This is a genomic window from Streptococcus oralis, from assembly GCF_015561235.1.
Taxonomy (GTDB): domain Bacteria; phylum Bacillota; class Bacilli; order Lactobacillales; family Streptococcaceae; genus Streptococcus; species Streptococcus oralis_BK.
Genome location: NZ_JADMTC010000001.1, coordinates 445,622 through 470,377 on the forward strand (window position 1 = coordinate 445,622; position 24,756 = coordinate 470,377).

Consider the following 24,756-nt stretch of genomic DNA (forward strand, 5'->3'; position numbering starts at 1 on the left):
TCTAAAAATGGTATAATGAGAGAATGACAGAAAGGATGTATTTATGGAACATAAAGAGAAACATTTTAGCCTATCCTGGTTCTTCAAGTGGTTTTTAGATAACAAAGCTATCACCGTATTTTTAGTAACCTTGTTACTGGGGCTGAACATTTTCATTCTAAGTAAGATTAGTTTTATTTTTTTACCCGTTTTAGACTTTTTAGGGGTTGTCATGTTGCCAGTTATTTTATCTGGTTTACTTTATTACCTCCTTAATCCGATTGTGGACTGGATGGAGAAGCACAAGATCAATCGTGTTCTTGCCATTAGTATTGTTTTTGTCATTATCGGACTCTTTATCATTTGGGGATTGGCAGTCGCAATTCCTAATCTGCAACGTCAAGTCTTAAATTTTGCGAAGAATGTGCCGACATACCTGGAAGATGCTGATAAGGTGATCAATGACCTTGTAACCAAACGCTTGCCAGATGATTTTAGACCACAGTTGGAGCAGGTTCTTTCCAATGTTTCTAGTGAGGCGACCATGTGGGCCAGCAAAATCTCTTCTCAAGCTGTTAACTGGGTTAGCGCCTTTATCAGTAGCGTTTCCCAGGTCATTGTTGCGGTTATTATCGTACCCTTCATGCTCTTTTATCTTTTGAGAGATGGGAAAGGCTTGCGAGATTACCTGACTAAATTCATCCCAAACAAGTTAAAAGAACCTGTCGGACAAGTTTTGTCAGATGTTAATAAACAGTTGTCAAACTATGTTAGAGGGCAGGTTACAGTTGCTATTATCGTGGCAATTATGTTTATTATCTTCTTTAAGATTATTGGTCTCAGATATGCTGTGACTCTTGGTATTACGGCTGGTATCCTCAATCTAGTACCTTACTTGGGTAGTTTTCTAGCGATGTTGCCTGCTCTGGTTTTGGGCTTAATAGCGGGGCCTGTCATGCTTTTGAAAGTGATTATTGTCTTTATTGTTGAACAAACGATTGAAGGTCGCTTCGTTTCTCCACTTATTTTAGGTAGTCAGCTAAACATCCATCCCATCAATGTCCTCTTTGTTCTCCTAACTTCAGGATCCATGTTTGGTATTTGGGGAGTCTTGCTGGGAATTCCTGTCTATGCTTCTGCCAAGGTCGTTATCTCAGCTATCTTTAACTGGTATAAAAAAGTCAGCGGTCTGTATGAAGAAGAAGGGGAGGAAATCAAGAGTGAACAATAGTCAACGCATGCTCCAGGCTTTGGATGAACAGGATTTAACCAAAGCGAATCAGTTTTTTCACAAAGCCCTCGAAACAGATTCAAGTGAGGTTCTCTATGAACTAGCAAGCTATCTAGAGAGAATTGGCTTTTATCCTCAAGCGAAAGAAATTTACCAACATATCGTTTCAGAATTTCCAGAAGTGAATCTGAACTTAGCCAGCATTGCTAGCGAGGATGGCAATGTTGAGGAAGCCTTTGCTTACCTTGAGGAAATCACACCCGAAAGTGACTGGTACGTGTCGGCTTTGGCCTTGAAGGCTGACCTCTATCAGTTGGAAGGATTGACAGATGTAGCGCGTGAAAAGTTACTGGAAGCCTTAAATTACTCAGATGATGCCTTATTAGTTTTCGGTTTGGCTGAGTTGGATAGCGAGCTAGGGAATTATCAGGAAGCGATTCAGGGCTATGCTCAATTAGACAATCGCTCTATCTATGAGCAAACGGGTGTCTCAACCTATCAGCGAATTGGCTACGCTTATGCCCAGTTAGGTAAGTTTGAAGCTGCAACTGAATTCTTAGAAAAAGCTTTAGAATTAGAATACGATGACCAAACTGCCTTTGAACTGGCTAGTCTTTACTTTGACCAAGAAGAGTATCAAAAATCTGTTCTTTACTTTAAGCAGATTGATACCATTTCACCTGATTTTGAAGGATATGAATATGGTTATAGTCAAGCTTTGCATAAGGAACATCAGGTGGAAGATGCACTTCGTATCGCTAAACAAGGTTTGGAGAAAAATCCATTTGAAACTCGGCTCTTGCTTGCTGCTTCACAGTTTTCGTATGAATTGCATGATCCTAGTAGTGCAGAGCAGTTTCTCCTTACTGCCAAAGGAGATGCAGAGGATACAGAAGAAATTTTCCTTCGCCTTGCAACCATTTATATGGAACAAGAACGGTTTGAGGACATCATCGCTCTCCAAAGTCAAGAACCTGAAAATCTCTTGACCAAGTGGATGATTGCCCGTTCTTACCAGGAAATCGAGGATTTAGATAAGGCCTATGAACTCTATCAACAACTATCGTCTGATCTCAAGGAGAATCCTGAATTTCTGGAGCAGTATACTTATCTTTTACGTGAATTGGGGTATTTTGAAGAAGCCAAAGTGCAAGCTGAAGCTTATTTAAAACTCGTTCCAGATGATGTTCAAATGCAAGAACTCTTAGAAACACTTTAAAAGTTATCTCTCTAAAAGAACGTATCCGTCAATTTGGCAGATACGTTTTTTTGAAAAATAGAATTTTTTTACAAAAACCCTTGCTAAATTGTTTATTTATGCTATAATAGGAACAATAATTTTTAGGAGGTGCAGTATGTCTTATATGTTTGAGATATTACCAAGTTTATTGAACGGTGCAAGTATGACTCTTCAAGTCTTTGCTCTGGTCTTGATATTTTCAATTCCTTTAGGTATTGTCGTTGCCTTTGCTTTGCAAGTTCGCTGGAAACCCCTCCATTATCTGATTGACCTTTATATTTGGGTGATGCGAGGGACTCCCTTGCTCTTGCAATTAATCTTTATTTACTATGTTCTCCCTAGAATTGGGATACGTTTAGATCGTTTGCCTGCTGCTGTAATCGCTTTTGTATTGAACTATGCAGCCTACTTTGCTGAAATTTTTCGTGGAGGGATTGAAACCATTCCAAAGGGGCAGTATGAGGCTGCTAAGGTCTTGAAGTTTAGTCCATTTGACACAGTGCGCTATATTATTTTGCCTCAGGTTACAAAGATTGTCTTACCGAGCGTCTTTAATGAAATTATGAGTTTGGTCAAGGATACTTCATTGGTTTATGCCCTTGGGATTTCAGATTTGATTTTGGCTAGTCGGACAGCAGCCAATCGGGATGCCAGTCTTGTTCCTATGTTTTTAGCCGGAGCGATTTATTTGATTATGATTGGTCTTGTAACTATTGTTGCGAAAAAACTTGAGAAGAAGTACAGTTATTACAGATAGGAGGATTGCTATGTTAGAATTACGAAACATCAACAAGGCCTTTGGTGGCAAACAAATCTTAACCAACTTCAGCCTATCAATTCCTGAAAAGCAAATCCTTGCAATCGTAGGTCCATCAGGAGGCGGAAAGACAACCCTATTACGTATGCTAGCTGGACTGGAGACCATCGATTCTGGAGAAATCTACTATAATGGTGAATCTCTAGCTATAGATGAATTGGAAAAGCGTAATCTACTAGGATTTGTCTTCCAAGATTTTCAACTCTTTCCGCATTTGTCAGTTTTAGATAACTTAACTCTGTCGCCTATAAAAACAATGAATATGGAGAAGGAAGTTGCTGAGAAGAAGGCGCGTGGTTTGTTAGAACAACTTGGGTTAGCTGGGCATGCAGATGCCTTCCCTTTCTCACTTTCAGGTGGGCAAAAACAACGGGTGGCCTTAGCACGCGCCATGATGATAAACCCAGAAATTATTGGATATGATGAGCCGACATCAGCCTTAGATCCTGAGTTACGATTGGAAGTAGAAAAACTTATCCTTCAAAATAAAGAGCGTGGGATGACTCAGATTGTTGTTACCCACGACCTTCAGTTTGCGGAAAATATTGCTGATCAGATCCTTAAGGTTGATCCAAAATAGGAGTAGGAGGTGTCTATGAAGAGAAAGAAAATTGCCCTTGTACTTGTTCTGTTCTTTAGCTTCTTCCTGACGGCTTGTACTCAGAAGGCAAGTGATCCAAATCAGGATAATTGGGCCAAATATCAAAAGCAGGGTAGCATTACCATTGGCTTTGACAATACCTTTGTTCCCATGGGATTTGAGGAAAAGAATGGCCAGTACGCGGGCTTTGATATTGACCTAGCCCAAGCTGTTTCTGAAAAGCTAGGAATTCAGATTAAATTTCAACCCATCGACTGGGATATGAAAGAAACCGAATTACAAAATGGTACTATTGATGCCATCTGGAATGGCTATACAGCTACAGATGAACGGAAAGAGAAGGTTGCTTTTACCATTCCTTACATGGAAAATCAACAAGTTTTGGTCTCTAAAAAGTCTCAAAATATCCACTCAGTTCAGGATATGACTGACAAAGTTTTAGGGGCCCAGGCTGGATCTTCTGGTTATTTGGACTTTGAAGCGCAGCCGGACTTACTAAAAAATCATGTCAAAGACCAGAAGGCAAATCAATACCAAAGTTTCAATGAAGCCTTAATTGATTTGAAAAATGATCGGATTGATGCCTTGTTGATTGACCGGGTATATGCCAATTATTATCTCCAGTCTGAAGGAATATTAAATGACTACAATGTCTTTTCAGCTGGATTTGAAAGTGAAGCTTTTGCAGTGGGTGTTAGACCTGCTGATAAAACTTTGCTAGATGCATTGAACCAAGCCTTTATCTCGCTATACCAAGAAGGAAAATTCCAGGAAATCAGCCAGAAATGGTTTGGGGAAGATGTAGCCACCAGTCAAGTTAAAAATCAAGAATAAGAAAAAGAGATTGAGTTTTTCCTCAGTCTCTTTTTGCATCGAAAAATCCTCTGGCAAGTACCAGAGGATAAGGGGTTATTTCATTGTTGGGAAGAGCAATACATCACGGATAGTAGTTGTATCAGTGAGGAGCATGCAGAGACGGTCGATACCGATTCCCAAACCACCTGTTGGAGGCATACCGTATTCAAGAGCCTCAATGTAGTCGTAGTCGATGCCTGTTGCTTCATCATCACCAAGCTCTTTAGCTTTAGCTTGAGCTTCAAAACGGCTAAGCTGATCAATTGGGTCGTTCAACTCAGTAAAGGCGTTACCGTATTCCTTGGTCATAATGAAGAGCTCAAAGCGGTCAGTAAAGCGGTCGTCTTCAGGGTTCTTCTTAGCAAGTGGAGACACAGCTACTGGATGACCATAGACAAAGGTTGGTTGAATCAAGGTTTCTTCAACGAACTCTTCAAAGAAGGCGTTGATAATGTGACCAACTTCAGTGTAGTGTTTCTCAACTGGAACTTTCTTCTCAGCAGCGATAGCTTTAGCTTCCTCGAAAGTCATGTCTTGCCAGAAGTCTACACCAGTAATTTCCTTGATAGCATCTACCATGTGAACGCGTTTGAATGGTTCGTTGATTTTGATTTCAGTTCCTTGGTAGTTAACTGGACCATCACCCTTAACTGCCTTAGCAGCGTGTTGGATAATACCTTCCGTCAAGTCCATGATATCTTGGAAGTCTGCATAAGCTTGGTAAACCTCGATAGAAGTAAACTCAGGGTTATGAGTAGCGTCCATTCCTTCGTTACGGAAGATACGGCCAATTTCATAGACTCGTTCCATACCACCAACGATAAGACGTTTTAAGTGAAGCTCAGTCGCGATACGAAGGACCATATCAATGTTTTGGGCATTGTGGTGAGTGATAAATGGACGGGCAGCAGCACCACCGGCTTCATTATGAAGAACAGGTGTTTCCACTTCAAGGAAACCTTTTTGGTCTAGATAACGACGGATTTCAGAGATGATTTTTGAACGAGTGACAAAGCGTTCAAAGCTTTCACGATTAGAAATCAAGTCAAGGTAACGTTTACGATAAATTGTTTCAACGTCTGTCAAACCGTGGAATTTCTCAGGAAGCGGGCGAAGTGCTTTAGACAAGTGTGTGATGTGTGTGGCCTTGATAGAGAGCTCTCCCATATCAGTACGCATGACTTCACCTTCGACACCAAGGAAGTCACCAAGGTCTGCTTTTTTGAAGATTTCGTAGTTTTCTTCGCCAACTTCGTCTTTACGAACGTAGATCTGGATTTGACCTTCTCGGTCTTGAAGATGGGCAAAGCCAACTTTTCCTTTTCCACGTTTAGTTACTAAGCGTCCAGCGATAGTAGCAGTTTCATTTAATTCATGTAATTGTTCTTTATCAAGTTCTGCAAATTTATCTTTTAGTTCTTGTGAGTTAGCAGTACGTTCAAAACGTTTTCCGAAGGGATCGATTCCTTGTTCACGGAGCGCAGCCATTTTTTCACGGCGAACGATCTGCTGGTCATTTAGTTCTTCCATATGTTCTGTAGACATGGGTTCCTCCTAATTTTACTCAAAATTTGATACGATGAGTCATTTTTTGCGATACTCCCATTTTATCATAAATAGCAGAGAAATTCACGGATATTCTTTGAAAACTAAAAAGAACTTGACTATTAAGATCAAGTTCCATTATTTTTCTTGATAGGAAGTGTCATTCCATCTTTCCAGAGTGAAGGTTTCAAAATTCTCGGTCTCTAAAACTGTCAGACTAGCATTGGCCAAGCCTCCTTCTTTGCGGAGGTGAGCTTCTTTATAGCCTAAGAGAGTGCGTAGACTAGCAGTGAGGTTGGCCCCATGACCAACGATTAGAATGTTTTCTGCCGTACTTCCTTTCAGAGATTTGATAAACTGAATGGTTCGCTGAGTCGTAGAGTAGAGAGATTCGGCTTCAAACATCCTCGTATCAAACTGAGCTAGATTAGAGCGAAAGGCCTTGATTTGTTGTGGGTAGATGGCATTAAGCGTAGCGATTTTTAATCCCTCTAGTTTTCCAAGTTGCCATTCACGTAGGTTAGGAATGCTCTTCAAAGGACAAGGGGACTGGAGTTGACTTTGGATAATCTCAGCAGACTTAACTGCTCTGGGTAAATCACTAGAATAAATCGTATCAAAATGAATTTTCTTGAGATGTTGACCCAGTTGTTTTAAAACGTCAATGGAATCTGGAAGAAGGGGAGAGTCGCCGCTAGCACCTTGAAAACGTCCTTCAAGATTCCAGACAGTCCGACCATGACGGACAAAATAGAGTTTCATCAGTTGTTTTCCTCCAAGAGATCAGCAAAATTTGCTTTTACAAAGCTGGCTAAGTCTTGAGGTCGAATGATGATACTATGCCCGACTTCTCCAGCAGAGACAATCATTTGGTCTAAATCCAAAGCAGTCTGATCAATAAAAATAGGATAATTGTGTTTTTGGCGAATGCCGACGGGGTTATTAGCCCCATGAATATAGCCTGTCGTTTTTTCCAGATCTTTTTGAGGAATCATGCTCACTTTTTTATTACCAGAAACCTTTGCTAGTTTTTTCTCAGCGAGGTGTTCTGTTATGGGAACGATTCCGATGATTGGCCCCGTCTTATCACCCAGCAGAGCCAAGGTTTTAAAGATATGTGTTCGATCATATTCCGAAGGAAGTTCACCCTCAAGCGCGTTGATATGAATACCAGTATGGTTAATACCCGCCTTGGTCAAGATTTGTTCGACCAAGGTTTTCTTAATCTTAACTTTCTTTGCCATTATTTATACTTATCCTCCAATTGACTCATCCAGATACCAAGCCAAATACCAAGTGCAAAGAAGAAGGCGATGAGAACATAACTCACGATAGAAAGTCCAGTGTATTGGATACTTTCAGCACTTCCAGCATTTGGAATCAAAATCAAGAGGGTGCTTGATAGCACAATCCCAATGATAAAGTGATACACACGCGAGTGGTAGTTGTTCAAGGCATGGTCCATTAATTTTGAAAAAATGATGAGGGTTGCACCTGCACCTATTCCGATAGGAAGGAAAGTACCGAATAAATCAAAGGTCTTAAAACCAGAGAGCATTGGAGCGTACAATCCTAAAATCAAGAGTAGATTTGACGGACTTAAACCAGGCACCAAGACACCAAGCGCTAAAAGAGCACCCGCTAAGATGAAATTAGCGAAACTAGCACTGAGAGAACCAACAACAAAGTTTAGCGCGTAGAGCCCTAGGCCTGAAAGGATAAAGGTAGTCCAGAACCAGACTAGGTCGATCTTGTCACGATCAGATTCTCGAGTAGATTCTTTAAGGAGGCTAGGAACTGTACCGATGATGGCTCCCGCAAAACTCCATAAAACATAGACCTGGTAATTTTCTAGCAGATACTCGATTGGATAAGAAAACAAACCAATGCCTAGCAACATCCCGATTGCTACTGGGATAAAGTATAGGACATTCGCTTTAAAATCCTTAAAAGGATGAGCCAGAAAGCTAATCATTCGCTCGTAGATCCCCAAAATAGCTGCCAAAACACCGCCTGAAATTCCTGGTAAGATAAATCCTAAGGCGATGACGATTCCTTTAATAACTCTTGCAATCCATGAAAACATCATAAAATCCTCAATTTCATAAAATTCTTTCTCTATTCTATCAATTATAACACAGACGAGGAGAAAATGAAAAAACAAGTGAAAAAGAGAGCGATTTTCACTTGTCTTATGGTCTTAAAAATAGTTTTCTGAAGGTTTCTTCTTTTTCCTTCAAGGTAGAAATAAGATTAATATCTAAATGATGTTCAAATCCAGCAATTCTTCCTTTTGAAGTGTATTGATGGAGGTCGTAGTCTAAACTGGTATTGGGTGTTGTTTCAAAGTAACCAGAGTCTGTCCCGTAGGAAGGAATCCAAATAGCAGTAAACTTATCTGTATTGATACTGTGTTCTTGCATGAAGTAAACTCCAATATAGATGCCGATGTTTTTAGCACCTAAAGATTCCAGTTTAGCACGAAAGGCTTCAACCCCTTCATTCATATCAGACATTGTTTTTTCTTCCACGTCCAACCAATAGTAACTAGGGTTGTAAGGAGAAGCAGCATTATAGAAAACTTCAGCGGCTTTTTCCATTTCTTCCTTGCTGGGGCTAGCTAGATAGGCATAGACTCCAACTGGGACATTCCGCTTTTGAAATTCTGTAATATGACTTTTATAGGCTTTATCAATACCATTGGCATAAGCGGCATCATTTTTTTCAGTATGTTGAGCCCCATTGTGGACGCGAACAATAACACCTGAAATATTTTGAGACAAGGTATCGTAGTTGATTTCCTCAGGTCTTTGCCAACCAGAGACATCAATAATAGGTTTGTCAAGATTATGCAAGGCCTGATTTTCAACCTGGACAGCATTTGGTTTTGACTTGACGGGATGGTCTTCATAAGTTGGTCTATTGAGGATCAAAATAGCTATAAATATAGTAAATAAAGTAAAAATAATAGCTGGATGAATCTTTTTTCTCATATTTAAATAGTTTAACGTAAATAGATAAAAAAATCAAAGAAAACATCGGAAAAAGTGAATATATGGGCGTCTTTTCCCTATTTCTCTGTTTGTTTACTCCTAAGAAACTAAATTATGGTATAATATAAGGGAATTTCTAGAGAAAAGAGAAGATTATGTCAAATTATGCCATTATTCTAGCAGCGGGTAAAGGTACTCGCATGAAATCAGATCTTCCAAAGGTACTTCATAAAGTAGCTGGAATTTCGATGTTGGAACATGTTTTTCGTAGTGTTGGTGCGATTCAACCTGAAAAAACAGTTACTGTAGTTGGTCACAAGGCAGAGCTAGTTGAGCAAGTATTAGCCGGTCAGACAGACTTTGTTACCCAATCAGAACAACTAGGAACTGGGCATGCTGTCATGATGGCAGAGCCTATTCTCCAAAATCGTACAGGCCACACATTGGTTATCGCTGGAGATACTCCTCTGATTACAGGTGAAAGCTTGAAAAACCTCTTGGATTTCCATATTAATCACAAAAATGTTGCGACGATTTTAACAGCTGAAGCAGCTGATCCTTTTGGATATGGTCGTATCGTCCGTAACGATAATGCTGAAGTTCTTCGTATTGTTGAGCAGAAAGATGCCACAGACTTTGAAAAGCAAATTAAGGAAATCAATACAGGAACTTATGTATTTGACAATGAGCGTCTTTTTGAAGCCCTTAAAAACATCAACACCAACAATGCCCAAGGTGAGTACTATATTACTGACGTGATTGGTATTTTCCGTAATGCGGGTGAAAAGGTTGGGGCCTATACTCTCAAGGATTTTGATGAAAGTCTTGGCGTAAATGACCGTGTAGCTCTTGCGACTGCGGAAGCAGTGATGCGTCGCCGTATCAATCAAAAGCACATGGTTAATGGTGTTAGCTTTGTTAATCCGGAAGCAACTTACATCGATATTGATGTTGAGATTGCTCCCGAAGTCAAAATCGAAGCCAACGTTACCTTGAAAGGTCAAACGAAGATTGGTGCGGAGACTATTTTAACAAATGGAACTTATATCGTAGATAGTACCGTTGGAGCTGGAGCCGTGATTACCAACTCTATGATTGAGGAAAGTAGTGTTGAGGACGGTGTAACAGTTGGTCCCTATGCTCATATCCGTCCAGGTTCAAGTCTGGCTGCTCAAGTTCACATTGGAAATTTTGTTGAAGTAAAAGGATCTTCAATCGGTGAAAATACCAAGGCTGGTCATTTGACTTATATTGGAAACTGTGAAGTGGGTAGCAACGTTAATTTTGGTGCAGGAACTATTACAGTTAACTACGATGGCAAAAATAAATATAAAACTGTCATTGGCAATAATGTCTTTGTTGGCTCAAACTCAACTATTATTGCTCCTGTAGAACTTGGGGATAATTCTCTGGTTGGAGCGGGTTCAACCATTACCAAGAATGTTCCTGCTGATGCCATTGCTATCGGCCGTGGACGTCAGGTCAACAAAGATGAATATGCGACTCGCCTACCTCATCATCCCAAGAACCAGTAGGAGTTTGTCATGGAATTTGAAGAAAAAACGATTAGTCGGAAGGAAATCTATCAAGGTCCTATCTTTAAATTGGTGCAAGATCAGGTAGAACTGCCAGAAGGCAAAGGTACTGCCCAACGTGATTTGATTTTTCACAATGGAGCTGTTTGTGTACTAGCTGTGACAGCTGAAGACAAAATCGTTCTCGTTAAGCAATACCGAAAAGCTATCGAGGCGGTTTCTTATGAGATTCCTGCTGGTAAACTAGAACTTGGTGAAAATGCTGATCCAATGGCAGCGGCCCTTCGTGAATTGGAAGAAGAGGTTGCCTACACAGCTAAGTTAGAACTGTTGTACGATTTCTATTCTGCGATTGGATTTTGTAATGAAAAACTAAAACTCTACCTTGCTAGTGATTTGGTCAAGGTGGAAAATCCTCGTCCACAAGATGATGATGAAACTTTGGAAGTTCTAGAAGTGAGTCTAGAGGAGGCTAAGAACCTAATCCAGTCAGGTCATATCTGTGATGCCAAGACCATTATGGCGATCCAGTACTGGGAACTACAAAAGAAATAGAGGAGCAACCCATGGGAAAACCTTTATTAACAGACGAAATGATTGAACGTGCCAACCGAGGTGAGAAAATCTCAGGACCACCTCTTCAAGATGATGAGGAAACAAAGATCCTACCAACGTCTTCACAACATTTTAGTTATTCACGCTCTAGAGACCACGGTTTTAGTCAAGATACACTTACAATCGAAGTAGAACCAACAATTCATAAGAGTCGCCGCATTGAGAACACTAAGAGAAATGTTTTTAATTCGAAACTCAATCGCATCTTGTTTGCAGTCATCCTACTTTTGATTTTGTTAATTTTAGCGATGAAACTCTTGTAATTGAAAGGACTTGAAATGAAAATTGGAATCATTGCTGCCATGCCAGAAGAACTCGTATATTTGACTCAGAATTTGGACAAACCTAAAGAAGTCCAAGTCCTTGGAAATACTTACTACACTGGCTCTGTTGGCAATACAGAAGTCGTTCTAGTTCAGAGTGGGATTGGAAAAGTCATGTCGGCTATGAGTGTAGCAGTGTTAGCTAACCACTTCCAAGTAGAAGCTATCATCAATACAGGATCAGCAGGTGCTCTTGCAGATGGGATTGCTGTTGGTGATGTCGTGATTGCAGATAGACTAGCTTACCATGATGTGGATGTGACTGCTTTTGGCTATGCTTATGGCCAAATGGCGCAACAACCGCTTTATTTTGAATCAGACAAAACCTTTGTAGCCAAAATCCAAGAGAGTCTATCTCAGTTAGAACAGACCTGGCACCTAGGCTTGATTGCTACAGGAGATAGCTTTATAGCTGGAGATGATAAGATTGCTAGTATCAAATCCCACTTCCCTGATGTTTTAGCAGTTGAAATGGAAGGGGCTGCCATTGCACAAGCAGCTCAGGCTCTTGGCCTACCTTTCCTAGTCATTCGTGCAATGAGTGACAATGCCAATCACGAAGCCTCTATCTCTTTTGATGAGTTTATTATCGAAGCTGGACGTCGTTCTGCCCAAGTCTTACTAGCCTTTCTAAAAGCTTTAGATTAAGCGGAAATTTGACAGTTTATCTAGCTTATGATAAGATTTAAATAAAGAAAAGCTAGAAAACGTTTCAGAGGATATTATGAGTATTGAAATGACCGTCAGTGAGATTGCAGAGGTCTTAGGACTATCTCGTCAAGCAATCAACAATCGTGTCAAAGAACTTCCAGAAGAGGACACGAAAAAAAATGACAAAGGTGTAACTGTAGTTACTCGAAGTGGCTTGATTAAGCTAGAAGAAATCTATAAAAAAACGATTTTTGAAGATGAACCAGTCAGTGATGATGTCAAACAACGTGAACTGATGGAAATCTTGGTCGATGAGAAAAATGCTGAAATTCTTCGTTTGTACGAGCAGCTCAAGGCAAAAGACCGCCAGTTATCAGAAAAAGATGAACAGATGCGTATCAAAGACCGACAGATTGCTGAAAAGGACAAACAGTTGGACCAACAGCAACAGTTAACTCTTCAAGCTATGAAGGATCAAGAAACCTTGAAACTCGAGTTGGACCAAGCAAAAGAAGAAGTCCAAGCAACCAAAAAAGGCTTTTTTACTCGCCTTTTTGGAGGAAAATAAAGAAGCTGTTTGGGTTACTCACTAACCTAATGGCTTCTTTTATTATTTATAGTTTATTTTGGGTAGTAATTGAGGTAAATAATGGAAAAATTAAGAGATTATATCGCCTTTGATTTGGAATTCAATCAACACGAGGGGGTTACCCATTTAATTCAAGTATCGGCAGTCCGCTTTCAAGATGGACAAGAAAGTGCTGCTTTTGATTCTTATGTTCATACTACAGCACCATTGAAGAGTTTTATCAATGGTTTGACTGGAATCACAGCTGAAACCTTGAAAGATGCGCCAAAAGTAGAACAAGTTTTAAAGGACTTTCAAGAATTCGTTGGCGACATACCTATCGTTGGTTACAATGCAGCTAAGAGTGATTTGCCTATTCTCTTGGAGCATGGTATTGATTATCGTGACCAGTATAAGGTTGATCTATATGAGGAGGCTTTTGAACGCCGTAGTTCTGACCTACACGGCATAGCCAATCTTAAATTACAAACTGTAGCGAATTTTTTAGGCTTTCACGGGAAGTCTCATAACAGTTTAGAAGACGCCCGCATGACGGCGCGTGTTTACGAGGCTTTTTTGGAATCAGATGAAGGAAAGCTATTAATAGAAGACCAGAGTAGTTTTTCTATGAATAATCCTTTCGGTGGCTTAGATTTATCCCAATTTTTAGACTAGGAGTGCTTATGAAACCTGAAAAACCTAAAAAGCTAGGTTTTAGGAAGATATACTATAACCTAGATAAGATTTTATTTCTATTTTTCTTGATATTTATGATGGTTGAGTTTGTCTGGCTACCATTAAATTCATGGATTGCTGGCATCCTTCTGAGACAAACTGGTTATTTGTTTATCTCCTACAATAACTTTTGGGCGATTATACAAGGCTCGCCTTTTATCAGTTTAGCCTTTCTCATCTTAATTGCAATCAATCTCCTGGTCGCCTATTTCCAGATTTGTCTTTTGTTTATCGGGGCGCGGCACCTTATCTACCATGAAAAGAGAACCTTGATTGAGTATAGTAGAAAAGTCTTTCACCAGAGCTTTCTATTTGTCAAACGATTGAGCTTTTGTAAGATGGCTTTTGTCTTTTTTTACATTGCTATGCTTTTCCCGTTCATCCGTAAGATTTTAAAAATCTATTACCTCAACAAAATTATTATCCCTGATTTTATCGTTACATACCTAGAAGATAAGAACTGGCTGGTAGGGCTGTTGATCATAGCATCCGCTTGGATCTTTCTCTACATTTCTGTTCGCTTCATGTTTGCCCTTCCTAAGATTCTCTTTGAAAGAAAGACAGTAAGAGAAAGTGTGAAATATAGTCTCCAAAAGACGAAGAAAAACGTCCTTTTCTTCTCTTGGCATCTCCTACTCATTATCATTAAAACCTATCTCTTCTTCTTTGTCTTGTTAATCCCCTTGCTCTTTGCTCAGGCAGTAATGGATAATTTTACTCAAAAAGAATCCTTGATTCTTGGTGTGATTAATTTTGTCTTGATTAAAAACCTCCATTACATGACTCTGACTTATTTCCTAGTGAAGTTTGTTTCCTTCCTGACAGGAGAAGAGTTGGAGATCATGCCAAGGCGAAAGAAAGACCATTTGATGAGGTGGGGAGTCATGGGGTGTGCAAGTATCTTCTTTGCTTTAGAAGGTTACATCTATTTGGAGTCTCCGGATACCAATACACCTTTAGTGATTTCGCACAGAGGAGTAAGTAATAAAAATGGTGTTCAAAATACTGTGCAGTCTTTGGAAAAGACAGCTCAACTAAAACCAGATCTCATTGAAATGGATGTTCAGGAAACGAAAGACGGTCAGTTCGTGATGATGCACGATGCTAACCTTAAATCGCTTGCAAGAATTAATGCTACACCGCAAGACTTAACTCTGGATGAATTAACAAATACAGATATTTACGAGAATGGTTATCAAACAAAGATTTCAAGTTTTGATGATTATTTAGAACGTGCAAATACATTAAACCAAAAATTGCTGATTGAGATTAAAACCAGTAAAAAAGATAGCCCACAAATGATGGACCATTTTCTCGAAAAGTATGGAGCTACTATCAAGAAATATGGTCACCAGATGCAGTCACTAGACTATCATGTGATTGATAAGGTCTTGGCTTATGATTCTGAAATTCCAGTGTACTTCATTCTGCCATATAATAGTGTGTTTCCGAGAACCAAGGCGACTGGTTATACCATGGAATATTCAACTTTGGATGAATACTTTGTCAATAAACTCTGGACAACTGATCAGAGACTCTATGTTTGGACAGTAAATGGTTCGGAGGCATTTGATAAAGCCGTTCGCCTCGGCGCAGATGGCATGATTACTGATGATCTTGAAATGGTCCAGTCACAAGTCACAATGGCTCAAGACGATCCGGAATATACGGAATTACTCTTAAAGAAAGCAATGGAATTCTTTGATTTCTAAGAAAAAAAGAGAAACATCTGTTTCTCTTTTTTTGTGGATTAGAAAGGCAATTTTCCAGCGAAAGCTCCTAGTTTCTTCTTAGTCGTTTCATCAATTTGTTCAAGAGCAGCGTTAACTGCTTGAACAGTCATATCTGAAAGTGTTTCGAGATCTTCTGGATCTACAACTGCTGGGTTGAAGTCAATGCTGACAACTTTTTTGTCTCCAGTCAAAGTTGCTTGGACAAGGTCCTGAGCTGATTTTCCAACAAATTCCATGGCAACGAGTTCTGCTTGGCTTTGTTCCATTTGTTTTTGAAGTTTTTGTGCTTGGCGCATCATGTTTTGCATGTTCATCATGGCGGTTTACAGTTTCCTTTTTCTATTATTTTCTTTTTTATTTTATCAATTTTAGGGGCAAAAGTCTATTATTTGTTTAATTCATGAGATATATAACCTTTTATAATGAGTCTCTCAAACAACTTTTTTGTTTAATTCATGAGATATATAACCTTTTATAATGAGTCTCTCAAACAACTTTTAAGAAATTTACTATGCACACCTAGTATTCTTTGATAAACAAATAATTTCATTTAAGCTTTCTTTAAGGTTTCTATTATATCCTAAAGAACTCTATATTAACCGAACGTTGAGAGGAGAATATAGAGGATAACCTATTTTTATTTCTTAATTTGTTATGGTCTTTCCAAATTTAGTAAGGCATTGTTCACTTTTTGCCTTAAATGGTGTGTTGATTAGACTAAATGACACTCTGTCTTTTCTTCATGATGGAGACAGATTGTGATATAATAGATGGTAATGAGTTTTTTAGAATAAACTAAAGGAGAATATAAATGATCTATGCAGGAATCCTAGCCGGAGGAACTGGCACACGCATGGGAATCAGTAATTTACCAAAACAATTTTTGGAGTTGGGTGATCGACCTATTTTGATCCACACAATTGAAAAATTCGTCTTAGAACCAAGTATTGAAAAAATTGTAGTTGGAGTTCATGGAGATTGGGTGTCACACGCTGAGGACCTAGTTGACAAGTATCTTTCTCTCCACAAGGATCGCATCATCATTACCAAAGGTGGGGCTGATCGCAATACCAGTATCGAGAAGATTATTGAAGCTATTGATGCCTATCGTCCAATCACTCCAGAAGATATTGTGATTACCCACGACTCTGTTCGTCCATTTATCACACTTCGCATGATTCAGGACAATATAAAACTGGCTCAAAATCATGATGCGGTTGATACAGTAGTAGAAGCAGTTGATACCATTGTTGAAAGTACTAATGGTCAGTTTATCACTGATATTCCAAATCGTGCTCACCTCTATCAAGGTCAAACGCCTCAGACTTTCCGTTGCAAGGATTTCATGGATTTGTATGGTTCCCTATCTGATCAAGAAAAGGAAATCCTGACGGATGCATGTAAGATTTTTGTTATCAAAGGAAAAGACGTTGCACTAGCTAAAGGGGAATATTCAAATCTTAAAATCACAACTGTGACAGACCTGAAAATCGCGAAAAGTATGATTGAGAAAGACTAAGGCTATGATTAATCAAATTTATCAACTGACCAAACCAAAGTTTATCAATGTAAAATATCAAGAAGAGGACATTGATCAGGAGAATCATATCCTGATTCGTCCAAATTATATGGCGGTTTGTCATGCAGATCAACGTTACTATCAAGGGAAACGCGATCCAAAGATATTGGCTAAAAAGCTTCCTATGGCCATGATTCACGAGTCTTGTGGAACTGTTATCTCAGATCCAACTGGTACTTATGAAGTCGGTCAAAAGGTAGTTATGATTCCCAATCAACCGCCTATGCAGAGTGACAAGGAGTTCTACGAGAACTACATGACAGGGACCTACTTCCTATCTAGTGGCTATGACGGCTTTATGCGAGAATTTGTCTCTCTTCCAAAAGATCGTGTTGTGTCTTATAATGATATTGAGGACACAGTTGCAGCCATAACTGAGTTTGTAAGTGTTGGCATGCATGCTATGGATCGCTTCCTGCATCTTGCTCATAGCAAGAGAGAGCGCATCGCTGTTATCGGAGATGGTAGTTTGGCCTTTGTGGTTGCCAATATTATCAATTACACACTACCGGAAGCAGAGATTATCGTTATTGGTCGCCATTGGGAAAAATTGGAGCTCTTCTCTTTTGCAAAAGAGTGCTACATCACGGATAATATCCCAGAGGATTTGACCTTTGATCATGGATTTGAGTGTTGCGGTGGTGATGGTACAGGACCAGCTATCAATGACCTGATTCGCTATATTCGTCCACAGGGAACGATTCTCATGATGGGAGTGAGTGAATACAAGATCAATATCAATACGCGAGATGCTTTGGAAAAAGGATTGTTATTAGTAGGCTCATCTCGTTCAGGACGCGTCGATTTTGAGAAGGCTATTCAAATGATGGAAGTCAAAAAGTTTGCGAATCGTCTGAAGAATATCCTTTATGTTGAAGAACCTGTGAGAGAAATCAAGGACATTCACCGTGTCTTTGCTACAGACCTAAATACTGCTTTCAAAACAGTATTTAAGTGGGAAGTGTAGAAGATGGAGGTTAATTGTGGAGAAACTCATCAAAGAAAAAATTTCTTCTTTACTATCTGATGAAGAGGAAGTACTCAGTGTTGAACAGCTGGGAGGCATGACCAATCAAAACTATTTGGTTAAAACAACCAACAAACAGTATATTGTGAAATTTTTTGGTAAAGGGACTGAAAAACTCATCAATCGTCAAAATGAAAAGTACAATCTTGAACTTTTAGAGGATTTAGATTTAGATGTCAAAAAATATCTCTTTGATATTGAGTCAGGGATTAAAGTAAATGAATACATCGAATCAGCAGTAACTCTTGATTCAACATCAATTAAGTCCAAGTTTGAAAAGATTGCACCAATTTTACAAACCATCCACGCTTCAGGGAAAGAATTAAGAGGAGAATTTGCTCCTTTTGAGGAAATCAGCAAATATGAATCCTTGATTGAGGGAGCTATCCCTTATGAAAACTATGAAGCTGTAAGAAAAGATGTATTTTCACTAGAAAAGAGATTGGCTGATTTGGGTGTTGATAGAAAGTCCTGTCACATCGATTTGGTACCAGAAAACTTTATCGAGTCACCACAAGGTCGTTTGTATTTGATTGACTGGGAATACTCTTCTATGAATGACCCAATGTGGGATTTGGCAGCTCTTTTCTTAGAGTCTGAATTTACAAAGCAAGAGGAAGATGATTTCCTTTCCTACTATGAAAGTGACAAAACGCCTGTATCACGTGAGAAGATTCGTATCTATAAAATCTTGCAAGATACTATCTGGAGTTTGTGGACAGTGTACAAAGAAGCTCAAGGGGCTGATTTTGGAGATTACGGTGTCAATCGTTACCAAAGAGCTGTCGAAGGTTTGACTTATTATGGAGGTTAGGATGAAGAATAAAAATGGTGTTTCCTTTGGTCTGCTCTCTGGTATCTTCTGGGGATTAGGTCTAACGATTAGTGCTTATATCTTTTCAATTTTTACAAATCTTTCGCCTTTTGTTGTGGCTGCCGCTCATGATTTCTTGAGTATCTTTATCTTGTTAGCTTTTCTTTTGGTAAAAGAAAGAAAAGTTCGTCTCTCGATTTTCTTAAATATTCGAAATGTAAGTGTAATTATCGGAGCTTTACTAGCAGGACCAATAGGTATGCAGGCCAATCTTTATGCGGTTAAATATATCGGTAGTTCTCTAGCTTCATCTGTATCAGCTATTTACCCAGCAGTTTCAGTTTTGCTCGCCTTCTTCATTTTGAAACACAAGGTTTCAAAGAATACAGTATTCGGTGTTTTCTTGATTATTGCAGCGATCATTGCTCAAACCTACAAGGTTGAACAAGTTAACTCGTTTTACATTGGGATTCTTTGTGCCCTTATCTGTGCCATTGCCTGGGGGAGTGAAAGTGTTCTCAGCTCCTATGCTATGGAAAGTGATTTAAGTGAAATTGAAGCCTTGTTAATTCGACAAGTAACCTCATTCTTGTCCTATCTAGTGATTGTGCTCTTTTCTCACCATTCATTTGCAGAAGTAGCAGATGGGCAATTGCTCGGTTTGATGTTAGTCTTTGCAGCATGTAATATGATTTCATACTTAGCCTACTACATTGCTATCAACCGTTTACAACCTGCAAAAGCAACTGGGTTGAACGTAAGCTATGTCGTATGGACAGTATTGTTCTCAGCAATGCTTTTAGGTACACCACTCGATATGCTGACAATCATCACTTCACTTATTGTTATGGCTGGTGTTTATATTATTATTAAAGAATAAAGGAGATTCGTGTGAAAGCGATTATTTTAGCAGCGGGCTTAGGAACTCGTCTACGCCCTATGACTGAAAATACCCCAAAAGCTTTGGTTAAGGTTAATCAAAAACCCTTGGTAGAATACCAAATCGAGTTTTTGAAAGAGAGAGGAATTGATGAGATTATCATTGTTGTCGGCTATCTCAAGGAACAATTTGACTACCTAAAAGAAAAATATGGTGTTCGTTTAGTCTTTAACGACAAGTATGCTGATTACAATAACTTTTACTCACTTTATCTAGTAAAAGAAGATTTGGCTAACAGCTACGTCATCGATGCAGATAACTATCTTTTCAAAAATATGTTTCGAAACGATCTTAAACGTTCTACCTATTTTAGCGTTTATCGTGAAGACTGTACAAACGAATGGTTCCTAGTTTATGGTGATGACTATAAGGTTCAAGACATTATTGTTGACAGTAAGGCAGGTCGTATTTTGAGTGGTGTATCATTCTGGGATACTCCAACTGCAGAGAAAATTGTTGGCTTTATTGATAAAGCTTACGAAAGTGGAGAATTTGTGGATCTCTACTGGGACAACATGGTTAAGGATAATATCAAAGAATTGGATGTCTATGTCGAAGAATTAGAAGGAAATAGCATCTATGAAATTGATAGTGTAAAAGATTACCATAAGTTAGAAGAGATTTTATCTACCATTGAGTAAGGAATGAGAAGAAGGCTTGAGCCTTCTTTTTTTGTGTATTTTATAACAAGAATGTTTGATATTGATTGTATTCTTTAAATGAAACAAAAATTATAAAAAAATGAACAAAATAAAACAAAAATTATTGACAACGATTTCATATAGTGTTATACTTATAGCATAAAAGATAATTGAAAGAAGGGAAAATGTTATGGGATTAGATCATTTCTTTGACAAAAACCTGGTGTTTTGCTTAGAAGCGGATAATCAAGAACAACTCTTTGATCAGGTAGCAAGCTTGTTGGAAGAACGAGGAATTGTCACTCCAACTTATCGTGAAGCCTTGATCACGCGTGAAAAGTCATTTCCAACTGGTTTAGATATGGAATTTCTAGGTAAGGACTTGCCAAATGTAGCGATTCCTCATACAGATATTGTTCATAATCTAGCTGAGAAAGTAGTGGTTGTTCGATTAGAAAAACCAGTAACTTTTCACAATATGATAGCTCCTGATAAGGAAGTAGAAGTATCCCTACTCTTCTTTATCATTAACAACTCAAGTTCAAGTCAAACAAATATTCTGGCTCAGTTGATGGACTTTTTCACAGGAAATGGACATCTGGAAGATTTATCAAAAATTTCCGAACCAGAAAAACTTTATGCTTACATTGCTGAAGCAACCGCTTAATCTTGTCTATTAAAAAATAAAATCGGAGGAAATCCAAATGATTAAAATTCTTGCTGCCTGCGGTGCAGGTGTTAACTCAAGTCACCAAATTAAAAGTGCTCTAGAAGAAGAACTTTCAAACCGTGGTTATGACGTTCACTGTGATGCCGTCATGGTGAAAGATGTGAACGAAGACCTTATGAAAGGTTACGATATCTTTACTCCAATCGCTGCAACAGATCTTGGTTTTGAACCAAGTATTCCAGTAATCGAAGCTGGACCAATCTTGTTCCGTATTCCTGCAATGAGCGCTCCAGTATTTGACAATATTGAAGCAGCTATCAAAGAACACGGACTAAGCTAATTTATTCTTTATCTTGTTAACATTCATATAACTAAAAAAACGGGAGGAACTATTATGGATGTCATTATCAATCTGGCCAACGATATCTTCAAACCTATCTTGGCTATGGGTGGCCCTATCATCATGTTGATCATTTTGACAGTATTGGCCCTACTTTTTGGAGTGAAATTCTCCAAAGCACTTGAAGGTGGTATCAAACTTGCCATCGCCCTTACTGGTATCGGTGCTATCATCGGTATGCTTAACGGAGCTTTCTCAGCATCACTTGCGAAATTCGTTGAAAACACTGGTATCCAATTGAACATCACCGACGTTGGTTGGGCACCACTTGCAACAATCACTTGGGGTTCTGCATGGACACTTTACTTCTTGCTTGTAATGTTGATTGTCAACATTGTGATGCTTGCAATGAAGAAAACAGATACACTTGACGTCGATATCTTCGATATCTGGCACTTGTCAATCACTGGTCTTTTGATTAAATGGTATGCAGACAACAACGGTGTAAGCCAAGGGGTTTCACTCTTCATCGCAACTGCAGCAGTTGTCCTTGTAGGTATTTTGAAAATCATCAACTCTGATTTGATGAAACCAACTTTCGACGACCTTCTTAATGCACCAAGTTCATCACCAATGACTTCAACTCACATGAACTACATGATGAACCCGGTTATCATGGTTTTGGATAAGATCTTCGATAAAGTATTGCCAGGTCTTGATAAATATGACTTTGACGCTGCTAAATTGAACAAGAAAATCGGCTTCTGGGGATCTAAATTCTTTATCGGTTTCATTCTTGGTATCGTTATTGGTTTGATGGGAACTCCACACCCAGTTGCTGGTGTAGAAGGAGCCGATAAATGGGAACTTGTTATTAAAGGTTGGTTGAGCCTTGGTTTGACTGCCGGTGTCTGCTTGGAGCTCTTCTCACTTATCGGATCTTGGTTCATCGCAGCCGTAGAACCACTTTCACAAGGTATTACAAACGTTGCTACTAAACGTCTTCAAGGACGTAAATTCAATATCGGTCTTGACTGGCCTTTCATCGCTGGTCGTGCCGAAATCTGGGCTTGTGCCAACGTACTTGCTCCAATCATGCTAGTAGAAGCTGTGCTTCTTTCAAACGTCGGAAATGGTATCTTGCCACTTGCAGGTATCATCGCTATGGGTGTGACCCCAGCTCTCTTGGTTGTTACACGTGGTAAATTGCTCCGTATGATTATCTTCGGAACACTCTTGTTGCCTCTCTTCCTTCTTTCTGGTACTCTTATCGCACCATTTGCAACAGAACTTGCTAAAGGTGTAGGTGCCTTTCCTAAAGGTGTAGATAGTGCTCAATTGATTACTCACTCAACTCTTGAAGGACCAATTGAAAAACTATTTGGTTGGGCAATCGGTAATGCTACAACAGGTGATATCAAAGCAATCCTTGGTGCAGCAGCCTTCCTTGTATTCTATGTAGGTATCTTTGCTTGGTATAGAAAACAAATGATCAAACGTAACGAAGAATACGCAGCAAATGCTAAATAATTCGCTCCTATAAAATGTAAATTGTGAAAACTAGGTTGTTAATTTCCTACATTGGGAGTGACAACCTAGTTTTTCGTATAAAAATCTAAAAATAGTTGGAGAACATTATGGTAATTGAAATCAAATCAGACCAGTTAACGGTCCAGTTTAAAACCTTAGGTGGCGCCTTGTCGTCGATCAAGGATCGAGAAGGCATTGAGTATCTGTGGCAAGGAGATGCCACTTACTGGAGTGGACAAGCTCCAGTACTTTTCCCAATCTGTGGCTCTTTAAGAGAAGATACAGCCTTCTACAGTCACGCAGATGGAACGGAGACGAAAGGAAACATTCCTCGTCATGGTTTGGTTCGTAAAAAAGAATTTGACTTAGTTGCACAAACGGAAAACAGCGTAACCTTTGCTATCGAAGATGATGAGAATACTTATCAAAACTACCCTTATCATTTCCGTCTTGAAATCACTTATCTAGTGACCGGCAAGACTGTTCGTACTCAATACAAAGTCTTCAATAAAGAAACCAATAAAGTAATGCCATTCTTTATAGGAGGACATCCAGGGTTTAATTGCCCTCTACTAGATGGCGAAACTTATGAAGATTACTATTTAGAGTTTGAGAAAGAAGAGACTTGCTCTGTTCCCCGTCCTTTCCCAGAAACAGGCATGTTAGACTTTCAAGATAGAAGTCCATGGTTGGATTCACAAAAGGAAGTGGACCTCAGTTATGATCTGTTTAGTGTTGATGCAGTGACTTTGGATGAGTTGCAATCTAAAACAATTGCCCTTCGTTCTCGTAAGCATGAGAAGGGATTAAAAGTACACTTCCAAGAGTTTTCAAATCTTATTATCTGGTCAACTTTGAATAAGGGACCTTTCATTGCCTTTGAACCATGGTCTGGCTTGTCAACATCTCTTGAAGAAGGAGATCATTTAGAAGATAAGAAAAACGTTCGTTTCTTGCAACCCGGTCAAGTAGATCAAATTGGCTTTGATATTGAAATATTTTAGATAAAAAAACCACAAAAACAAACATTTACTGTTGACTTTTTATAAAAATAGGAGTATATTATGTTTGTAAACAACAAATGATGTTTGTAACAAACAAACAATCACTTGTTATATTCTCTTTCGCAGAGAATGTTTGTTTCTAGGAAATTGATTTCCTGGACTTGGATAAGGTGATATTCATCTCATTCAATCAAATTTGTCACTAAACTGCTAGAAAGTCTTTTGTAGGTAAACTGCTAACTATAAAAGTCTTTACTAGCCTAGAAAAATAAAAAGGAGTATACAATATGTCTATTGTTATCGGTGCAGATGCTGCAGGTTTGAGATTGAAAGAAGTTGTGAAAGACTTCTTGGAGAAAGAAAACTTCCACGTTGTGGATGTTACAGCTGAAGGTCAAGATTTTGTTGATGTGACTCTTGCTGTTGCTGCAGAAGTAAACAAAGAAGAACAAAACCTTGGTATCGTGATTGATGCTTATGGGGCTGGTCCATTCATGGTCGCAACTAAAATCAAAGGAATGGTTGCTGCAGAAGTTTCAGATGAACGTTCAGCCTATATGACTCGTGGCCACAACAACTCACGTATGATCACTATGGGTGCACAACTTGTTGGTGACGAATTGGCTAAAAATATTGCTAAAGGATTTGTTAACGGTAAATACGATGGTGGTCGTCACCAAATTAGGGTCGATATGTTGAACAAAATGTGCTAATACTCTTCAAAAATCAAGATAATCTGTTGTCAGCTCACTTTAGCTAACCTCAGTTATGCTTGCAGCTCGCTTCCTAA

General features: G+C 39.0%; 28 protein-coding genes. 22 read left to right on the forward strand and 6 right to left on the reverse strand.

All coding sequences use genetic code 11. The features are described 5' to 3' along the window. Nucleotides 1–43 precede the first annotated feature (43 nt). From I2H52_RS02325 to I2H52_RS02345, 5 genes are all read left to right on the forward strand, one after another. Nucleotides 44–1,210: an AI-2E family transporter gene (locus tag I2H52_RS02325; RefSeq protein WP_000400294.1), complete on the forward strand. Its 1,167-nt coding sequence runs from the start codon at nucleotides 44–46 to the stop codon at nucleotides 1,208–1,210. Next, on the forward strand, nucleotides 1,200–2,429 hold the full coding sequence (locus tag I2H52_RS02330; RefSeq protein ID WP_195594018.1) for a tetratricopeptide repeat protein: 1,230 nt from the start codon (nucleotides 1,200–1,202) through the stop codon (nucleotides 2,427–2,429). Before I2H52_RS02325 ends, I2H52_RS02330 begins: the two co-directional genes overlap by 11 nt. 136 nt (nucleotides 2,430–2,565) lie before the next feature. Beyond that, nucleotides 2,566–3,207, forward strand: a complete 642-nt coding sequence (locus I2H52_RS02335; RefSeq protein ID WP_049550406.1) for an amino acid ABC transporter permease — start codon at nucleotides 2,566–2,568, stop codon at nucleotides 3,205–3,207. Nucleotides 3,208–3,217: 10 nt separating this feature from the next. Next, nucleotides 3,218–3,847, forward strand: a complete 630-nt coding sequence (locus I2H52_RS02340; protein ID WP_061414261.1) for an amino acid ABC transporter ATP-binding protein — start codon at nucleotides 3,218–3,220, stop codon at nucleotides 3,845–3,847. Between the two features lie 15 nt (nucleotides 3,848–3,862). Then, nucleotides 3,863–4,702, forward strand: a complete 840-nt coding sequence (locus tag I2H52_RS02345) for an amino acid ABC transporter substrate-binding protein (RefSeq protein WP_195594021.1) — start codon at nucleotides 3,863–3,865, stop codon at nucleotides 4,700–4,702. 75 nt (nucleotides 4,703–4,777) lie between these two features. On the opposite strand, the gene lysS is transcribed toward I2H52_RS02345, so the two are convergent. The 5 genes from lysS to I2H52_RS02370 form a co-directional block, all read right to left on the reverse strand. Next, complete coding sequence (gene lysS / locus I2H52_RS02350; RefSeq protein WP_049501497.1) at nucleotides 4,778–6,268, reverse strand: lysine--tRNA ligase; 1,491 nt, start codon at nucleotides 6,266–6,268, stop codon at nucleotides 4,778–4,780. Between the two features lie 138 nt (nucleotides 6,269–6,406). Beyond that, complete coding sequence (locus tag I2H52_RS02355; RefSeq protein WP_195594024.1) at nucleotides 6,407–7,030, reverse strand: histidine phosphatase family protein; 624 nt, start codon at nucleotides 7,028–7,030, stop codon at nucleotides 6,407–6,409. Beyond that, on the reverse strand, nucleotides 7,030–7,512 hold the full coding sequence (locus I2H52_RS02360) for an aminoacyl-tRNA deacylase (protein WP_049501495.1): 483 nt from the start codon (nucleotides 7,510–7,512) through the stop codon (nucleotides 7,030–7,032). Before I2H52_RS02360 ends, I2H52_RS02355 begins: the two co-directional genes overlap by 1 nt. Beyond that, nucleotides 7,512–8,354: a DUF368 domain-containing protein gene (locus I2H52_RS02365; protein ID WP_049501503.1), complete on the reverse strand. Its 843-nt coding sequence runs from the start codon at nucleotides 8,352–8,354 to the stop codon at nucleotides 7,512–7,514. Before I2H52_RS02365 ends, I2H52_RS02360 begins: the two co-directional genes overlap by 1 nt. 106 nt (nucleotides 8,355–8,460) lie before the next feature. Next, complete coding sequence (locus I2H52_RS02370) at nucleotides 8,461–9,261, reverse strand: glycoside hydrolase family 25 protein (RefSeq protein ID WP_001227574.1); 801 nt, start codon at nucleotides 9,259–9,261, stop codon at nucleotides 8,461–8,463. Between the two features lie 155 nt (nucleotides 9,262–9,416). Between I2H52_RS02370 and glmU the strand changes: the two genes are divergently transcribed. The 7 genes from glmU to I2H52_RS02405 all read left to right on the forward strand — a co-directional run bounded on the left by glmU (nucleotide 9,417) and on the right by I2H52_RS02405 (nucleotide 15,400). After that, nucleotides 9,417–10,796 carry a bifunctional UDP-N-acetylglucosamine diphosphorylase/glucosamine-1-phosphate N-acetyltransferase GlmU gene (glmU, locus tag I2H52_RS02375; protein ID WP_049501494.1) on the forward strand — a complete coding sequence of 460 codons (1,380 nt, stop codon included), beginning with the start codon at nucleotides 9,417–9,419 and terminating at the stop codon, nucleotides 10,794–10,796. 9 nt (nucleotides 10,797–10,805) lie between these two features. Next, complete coding sequence (locus tag I2H52_RS02380; RefSeq protein ID WP_000393795.1) at nucleotides 10,806–11,351, forward strand: NUDIX hydrolase; 546 nt, start codon at nucleotides 10,806–10,808, stop codon at nucleotides 11,349–11,351. Between the two features lie 11 nt (nucleotides 11,352–11,362). After that, nucleotides 11,363–11,674, forward strand: coding sequence for a cell wall synthase accessory phosphoprotein MacP (macP, locus tag I2H52_RS02385; protein ID WP_049501493.1), 312 nt, complete (start codon nucleotides 11,363–11,365; stop codon nucleotides 11,672–11,674). Nucleotides 11,675–11,689: 15 nt separating this feature from the next. Further along, complete coding sequence (locus I2H52_RS02390) at nucleotides 11,690–12,382, forward strand: 5'-methylthioadenosine/adenosylhomocysteine nucleosidase (protein WP_049501502.1); 693 nt, start codon at nucleotides 11,690–11,692, stop codon at nucleotides 12,380–12,382. A gap of 76 nt (nucleotides 12,383–12,458) precedes the next feature. Continuing rightward, on the forward strand, nucleotides 12,459–12,953 hold the full coding sequence (rocS, locus tag I2H52_RS02395; protein WP_000021253.1) for a chromosome segregation protein RocS: 495 nt from the start codon (nucleotides 12,459–12,461) through the stop codon (nucleotides 12,951–12,953). A gap of 81 nt (nucleotides 12,954–13,034) precedes the next feature. Continuing rightward, on the forward strand, nucleotides 13,035–13,628 hold the full coding sequence (locus tag I2H52_RS02400) for a 3'-5' exonuclease (protein ID WP_049550403.1): 594 nt from the start codon (nucleotides 13,035–13,037) through the stop codon (nucleotides 13,626–13,628). Between the two features lie 8 nt (nucleotides 13,629–13,636). Further along, nucleotides 13,637–15,400 carry a glycerophosphoryl diester phosphodiesterase membrane domain-containing protein gene (locus I2H52_RS02405; RefSeq protein WP_195594026.1) on the forward strand — a complete coding sequence of 588 codons (1,764 nt, stop codon included), beginning with the start codon at nucleotides 13,637–13,639 and terminating at the stop codon, nucleotides 15,398–15,400. Nucleotides 15,401–15,438: 38 nt separating this feature from the next. Here the strand turns inward: I2H52_RS02405 and I2H52_RS02410 are convergent, their stop codons facing one another. Beyond that, nucleotides 15,439–15,738 carry a YbaB/EbfC family nucleoid-associated protein gene (locus I2H52_RS02410; RefSeq protein ID WP_049550401.1) on the reverse strand — a complete coding sequence of 100 codons (300 nt, stop codon included), beginning with the start codon at nucleotides 15,736–15,738 and terminating at the stop codon, nucleotides 15,439–15,441. 494 nt (nucleotides 15,739–16,232) lie between these two features. Here I2H52_RS02410 and I2H52_RS02415 point away from each other — a divergent pair, with 494 nt between their 5' ends. The 10 genes from I2H52_RS02415 to lacA all read left to right on the forward strand — a co-directional run bounded on the left by I2H52_RS02415 (nucleotide 16,233) and on the right by lacA (nucleotide 24,679). Then, nucleotides 16,233–16,940, forward strand: a complete 708-nt coding sequence (locus I2H52_RS02415; RefSeq protein ID WP_000638514.1) for a 2-C-methyl-D-erythritol 4-phosphate cytidylyltransferase — start codon at nucleotides 16,233–16,235, stop codon at nucleotides 16,938–16,940. A gap of 4 nt (nucleotides 16,941–16,944) precedes the next feature. After that, on the forward strand, nucleotides 16,945–17,967 hold the full coding sequence (locus tag I2H52_RS02420; protein WP_049550400.1) for a ribitol-5-phosphate dehydrogenase: 1,023 nt from the start codon (nucleotides 16,945–16,947) through the stop codon (nucleotides 17,965–17,967). A 16-nt stretch (nucleotides 17,968–17,983) separates the two neighbouring features. Beyond that, a complete protein-coding gene (locus I2H52_RS02425) occupies nucleotides 17,984–18,841 on the forward strand; it encodes a phosphotransferase family protein (RefSeq protein ID WP_101799983.1) in 858 nt (285 codons plus the stop codon). Nucleotide 18,842: 1 nt separating this feature from the next. Continuing rightward, nucleotides 18,843–19,721: a DMT family transporter gene (locus I2H52_RS02430; RefSeq protein WP_049550398.1), complete on the forward strand. Its 879-nt coding sequence runs from the start codon at nucleotides 18,843–18,845 to the stop codon at nucleotides 19,719–19,721. Nucleotides 19,722–19,732: 11 nt separating this feature from the next. Next, on the forward strand, nucleotides 19,733–20,422 hold the full coding sequence (locus I2H52_RS02435; protein ID WP_195594028.1) for a sugar phosphate nucleotidyltransferase: 690 nt from the start codon (nucleotides 19,733–19,735) through the stop codon (nucleotides 20,420–20,422). Nucleotides 20,423–20,612: 190 nt separating this feature from the next. Next, nucleotides 20,613–21,089 (forward strand): PTS sugar transporter subunit IIA, encoded by a 477-nt coding sequence (locus tag I2H52_RS02440; RefSeq protein ID WP_044020843.1) that lies wholly within the window; start codon nucleotides 20,613–20,615, stop codon nucleotides 21,087–21,089. 37 nt (nucleotides 21,090–21,126) lie between these two features. Then, nucleotides 21,127–21,432 (forward strand): PTS sugar transporter subunit IIB, encoded by a 306-nt coding sequence (locus I2H52_RS02445; RefSeq protein WP_175828130.1) that lies wholly within the window; start codon nucleotides 21,127–21,129, stop codon nucleotides 21,430–21,432. A 54-nt stretch (nucleotides 21,433–21,486) separates the two neighbouring features. Beyond that, nucleotides 21,487–22,962 (forward strand): PTS galactitol transporter subunit IIC, encoded by a 1,476-nt coding sequence (locus I2H52_RS02450; protein ID WP_195594029.1) that lies wholly within the window; start codon nucleotides 21,487–21,489, stop codon nucleotides 22,960–22,962. A 107-nt stretch (nucleotides 22,963–23,069) separates the two neighbouring features. Further along, complete coding sequence (locus I2H52_RS02455; protein WP_083306896.1) at nucleotides 23,070–23,966, forward strand: aldose 1-epimerase family protein; 897 nt, start codon at nucleotides 23,070–23,072, stop codon at nucleotides 23,964–23,966. Between the two features lie 287 nt (nucleotides 23,967–24,253). After that, complete coding sequence (lacA, locus tag I2H52_RS02460) at nucleotides 24,254–24,679, forward strand: galactose-6-phosphate isomerase subunit LacA (protein ID WP_000029277.1); 426 nt, start codon at nucleotides 24,254–24,256, stop codon at nucleotides 24,677–24,679. Nucleotides 24,680–24,756 lie beyond the last annotated feature (77 nt).

Excerpts from the sequence above, each read along its gene's own strand:
- lysS (WP_049501497.1), bottom strand. The coding sequence starts at position 6,268 with ATGTCTACAGAACATATGGAAGAACTAAATGACCAGCAGATCGTTCGC.
- I2H52_RS02335 (WP_049550406.1), top strand. The coding sequence starts at position 2,566 with ATGTCTTATATGTTTGAGATATTACCAAGTTTATTGAACGGTGCAAGT.
- I2H52_RS02360 (WP_049501495.1), bottom strand. The coding sequence starts at position 7,512 with ATGGCAAAGAAAGTTAAGATTAAGAAAACCTTGGTCGAACAAATCTTG.
- I2H52_RS02420 (WP_049550400.1), top strand. The coding sequence starts at position 16,945 with ATGATTAATCAAATTTATCAACTGACCAAACCAAAGTTTATCAATGTA.
- I2H52_RS02415 (WP_000638514.1), top strand. The coding sequence starts at position 16,233 with ATGATCTATGCAGGAATCCTAGCCGGAGGAACTGGCACACGCATGGGA.
- I2H52_RS02430 (WP_049550398.1), top strand. The coding sequence starts at position 18,843 with ATGAAGAATAAAAATGGTGTTTCCTTTGGTCTGCTCTCTGGTATCTTC.
- I2H52_RS02400 (WP_049550403.1), top strand. The coding sequence starts at position 13,035 with ATGGAAAAATTAAGAGATTATATCGCCTTTGATTTGGAATTCAATCAA.
- I2H52_RS02455 (WP_083306896.1), top strand. The coding sequence starts at position 23,070 with ATGGTAATTGAAATCAAATCAGACCAGTTAACGGTCCAGTTTAAAACC.
- I2H52_RS02405 (WP_195594026.1), top strand. The coding sequence starts at position 13,637 with ATGAAACCTGAAAAACCTAAAAAGCTAGGTTTTAGGAAGATATACTAT.
- I2H52_RS02410 (WP_049550401.1), bottom strand. The coding sequence starts at position 15,738 with ATGATGAACATGCAAAACATGATGCGCCAAGCACAAAAACTTCAAAAA.
- lacA (WP_000029277.1), top strand. The coding sequence starts at position 24,254 with ATGTCTATTGTTATCGGTGCAGATGCTGCAGGTTTGAGATTGAAAGAA.
- I2H52_RS02365 (WP_049501503.1), bottom strand. The coding sequence starts at position 8,354 with ATGTTTTCATGGATTGCAAGAGTTATTAAAGGAATCGTCATCGCCTTA.
- I2H52_RS02340 (WP_061414261.1), top strand. The coding sequence starts at position 3,218 with ATGTTAGAATTACGAAACATCAACAAGGCCTTTGGTGGCAAACAAATC.
- macP (WP_049501493.1), top strand. The coding sequence starts at position 11,363 with ATGGGAAAACCTTTATTAACAGACGAAATGATTGAACGTGCCAACCGA.
- rocS (WP_000021253.1), top strand. The coding sequence starts at position 12,459 with ATGAGTATTGAAATGACCGTCAGTGAGATTGCAGAGGTCTTAGGACTA.
- I2H52_RS02370 (WP_001227574.1), bottom strand. The coding sequence starts at position 9,261 with ATGAGAAAAAAGATTCATCCAGCTATTATTTTTACTTTATTTACTATA.
- I2H52_RS02440 (WP_044020843.1), top strand. The coding sequence starts at position 20,613 with ATGGGATTAGATCATTTCTTTGACAAAAACCTGGTGTTTTGCTTAGAA.
- I2H52_RS02380 (WP_000393795.1), top strand. The coding sequence starts at position 10,806 with ATGGAATTTGAAGAAAAAACGATTAGTCGGAAGGAAATCTATCAAGGT.
- I2H52_RS02450 (WP_195594029.1), top strand. The coding sequence starts at position 21,487 with ATGGATGTCATTATCAATCTGGCCAACGATATCTTCAAACCTATCTTG.
- I2H52_RS02345 (WP_195594021.1), top strand. The coding sequence starts at position 3,863 with ATGAAGAGAAAGAAAATTGCCCTTGTACTTGTTCTGTTCTTTAGCTTC.
- I2H52_RS02445 (WP_175828130.1), top strand. The coding sequence starts at position 21,127 with ATGATTAAAATTCTTGCTGCCTGCGGTGCAGGTGTTAACTCAAGTCAC.
- I2H52_RS02390 (WP_049501502.1), top strand. The coding sequence starts at position 11,690 with ATGAAAATTGGAATCATTGCTGCCATGCCAGAAGAACTCGTATATTTG.
- glmU (WP_049501494.1), top strand. The coding sequence starts at position 9,417 with ATGTCAAATTATGCCATTATTCTAGCAGCGGGTAAAGGTACTCGCATG.
- I2H52_RS02325 (WP_000400294.1), top strand. The coding sequence starts at position 44 with ATGGAACATAAAGAGAAACATTTTAGCCTATCCTGGTTCTTCAAGTGG.
- I2H52_RS02355 (WP_195594024.1), bottom strand. The coding sequence starts at position 7,030 with ATGAAACTCTATTTTGTCCGTCATGGTCGGACTGTCTGGAATCTTGAA.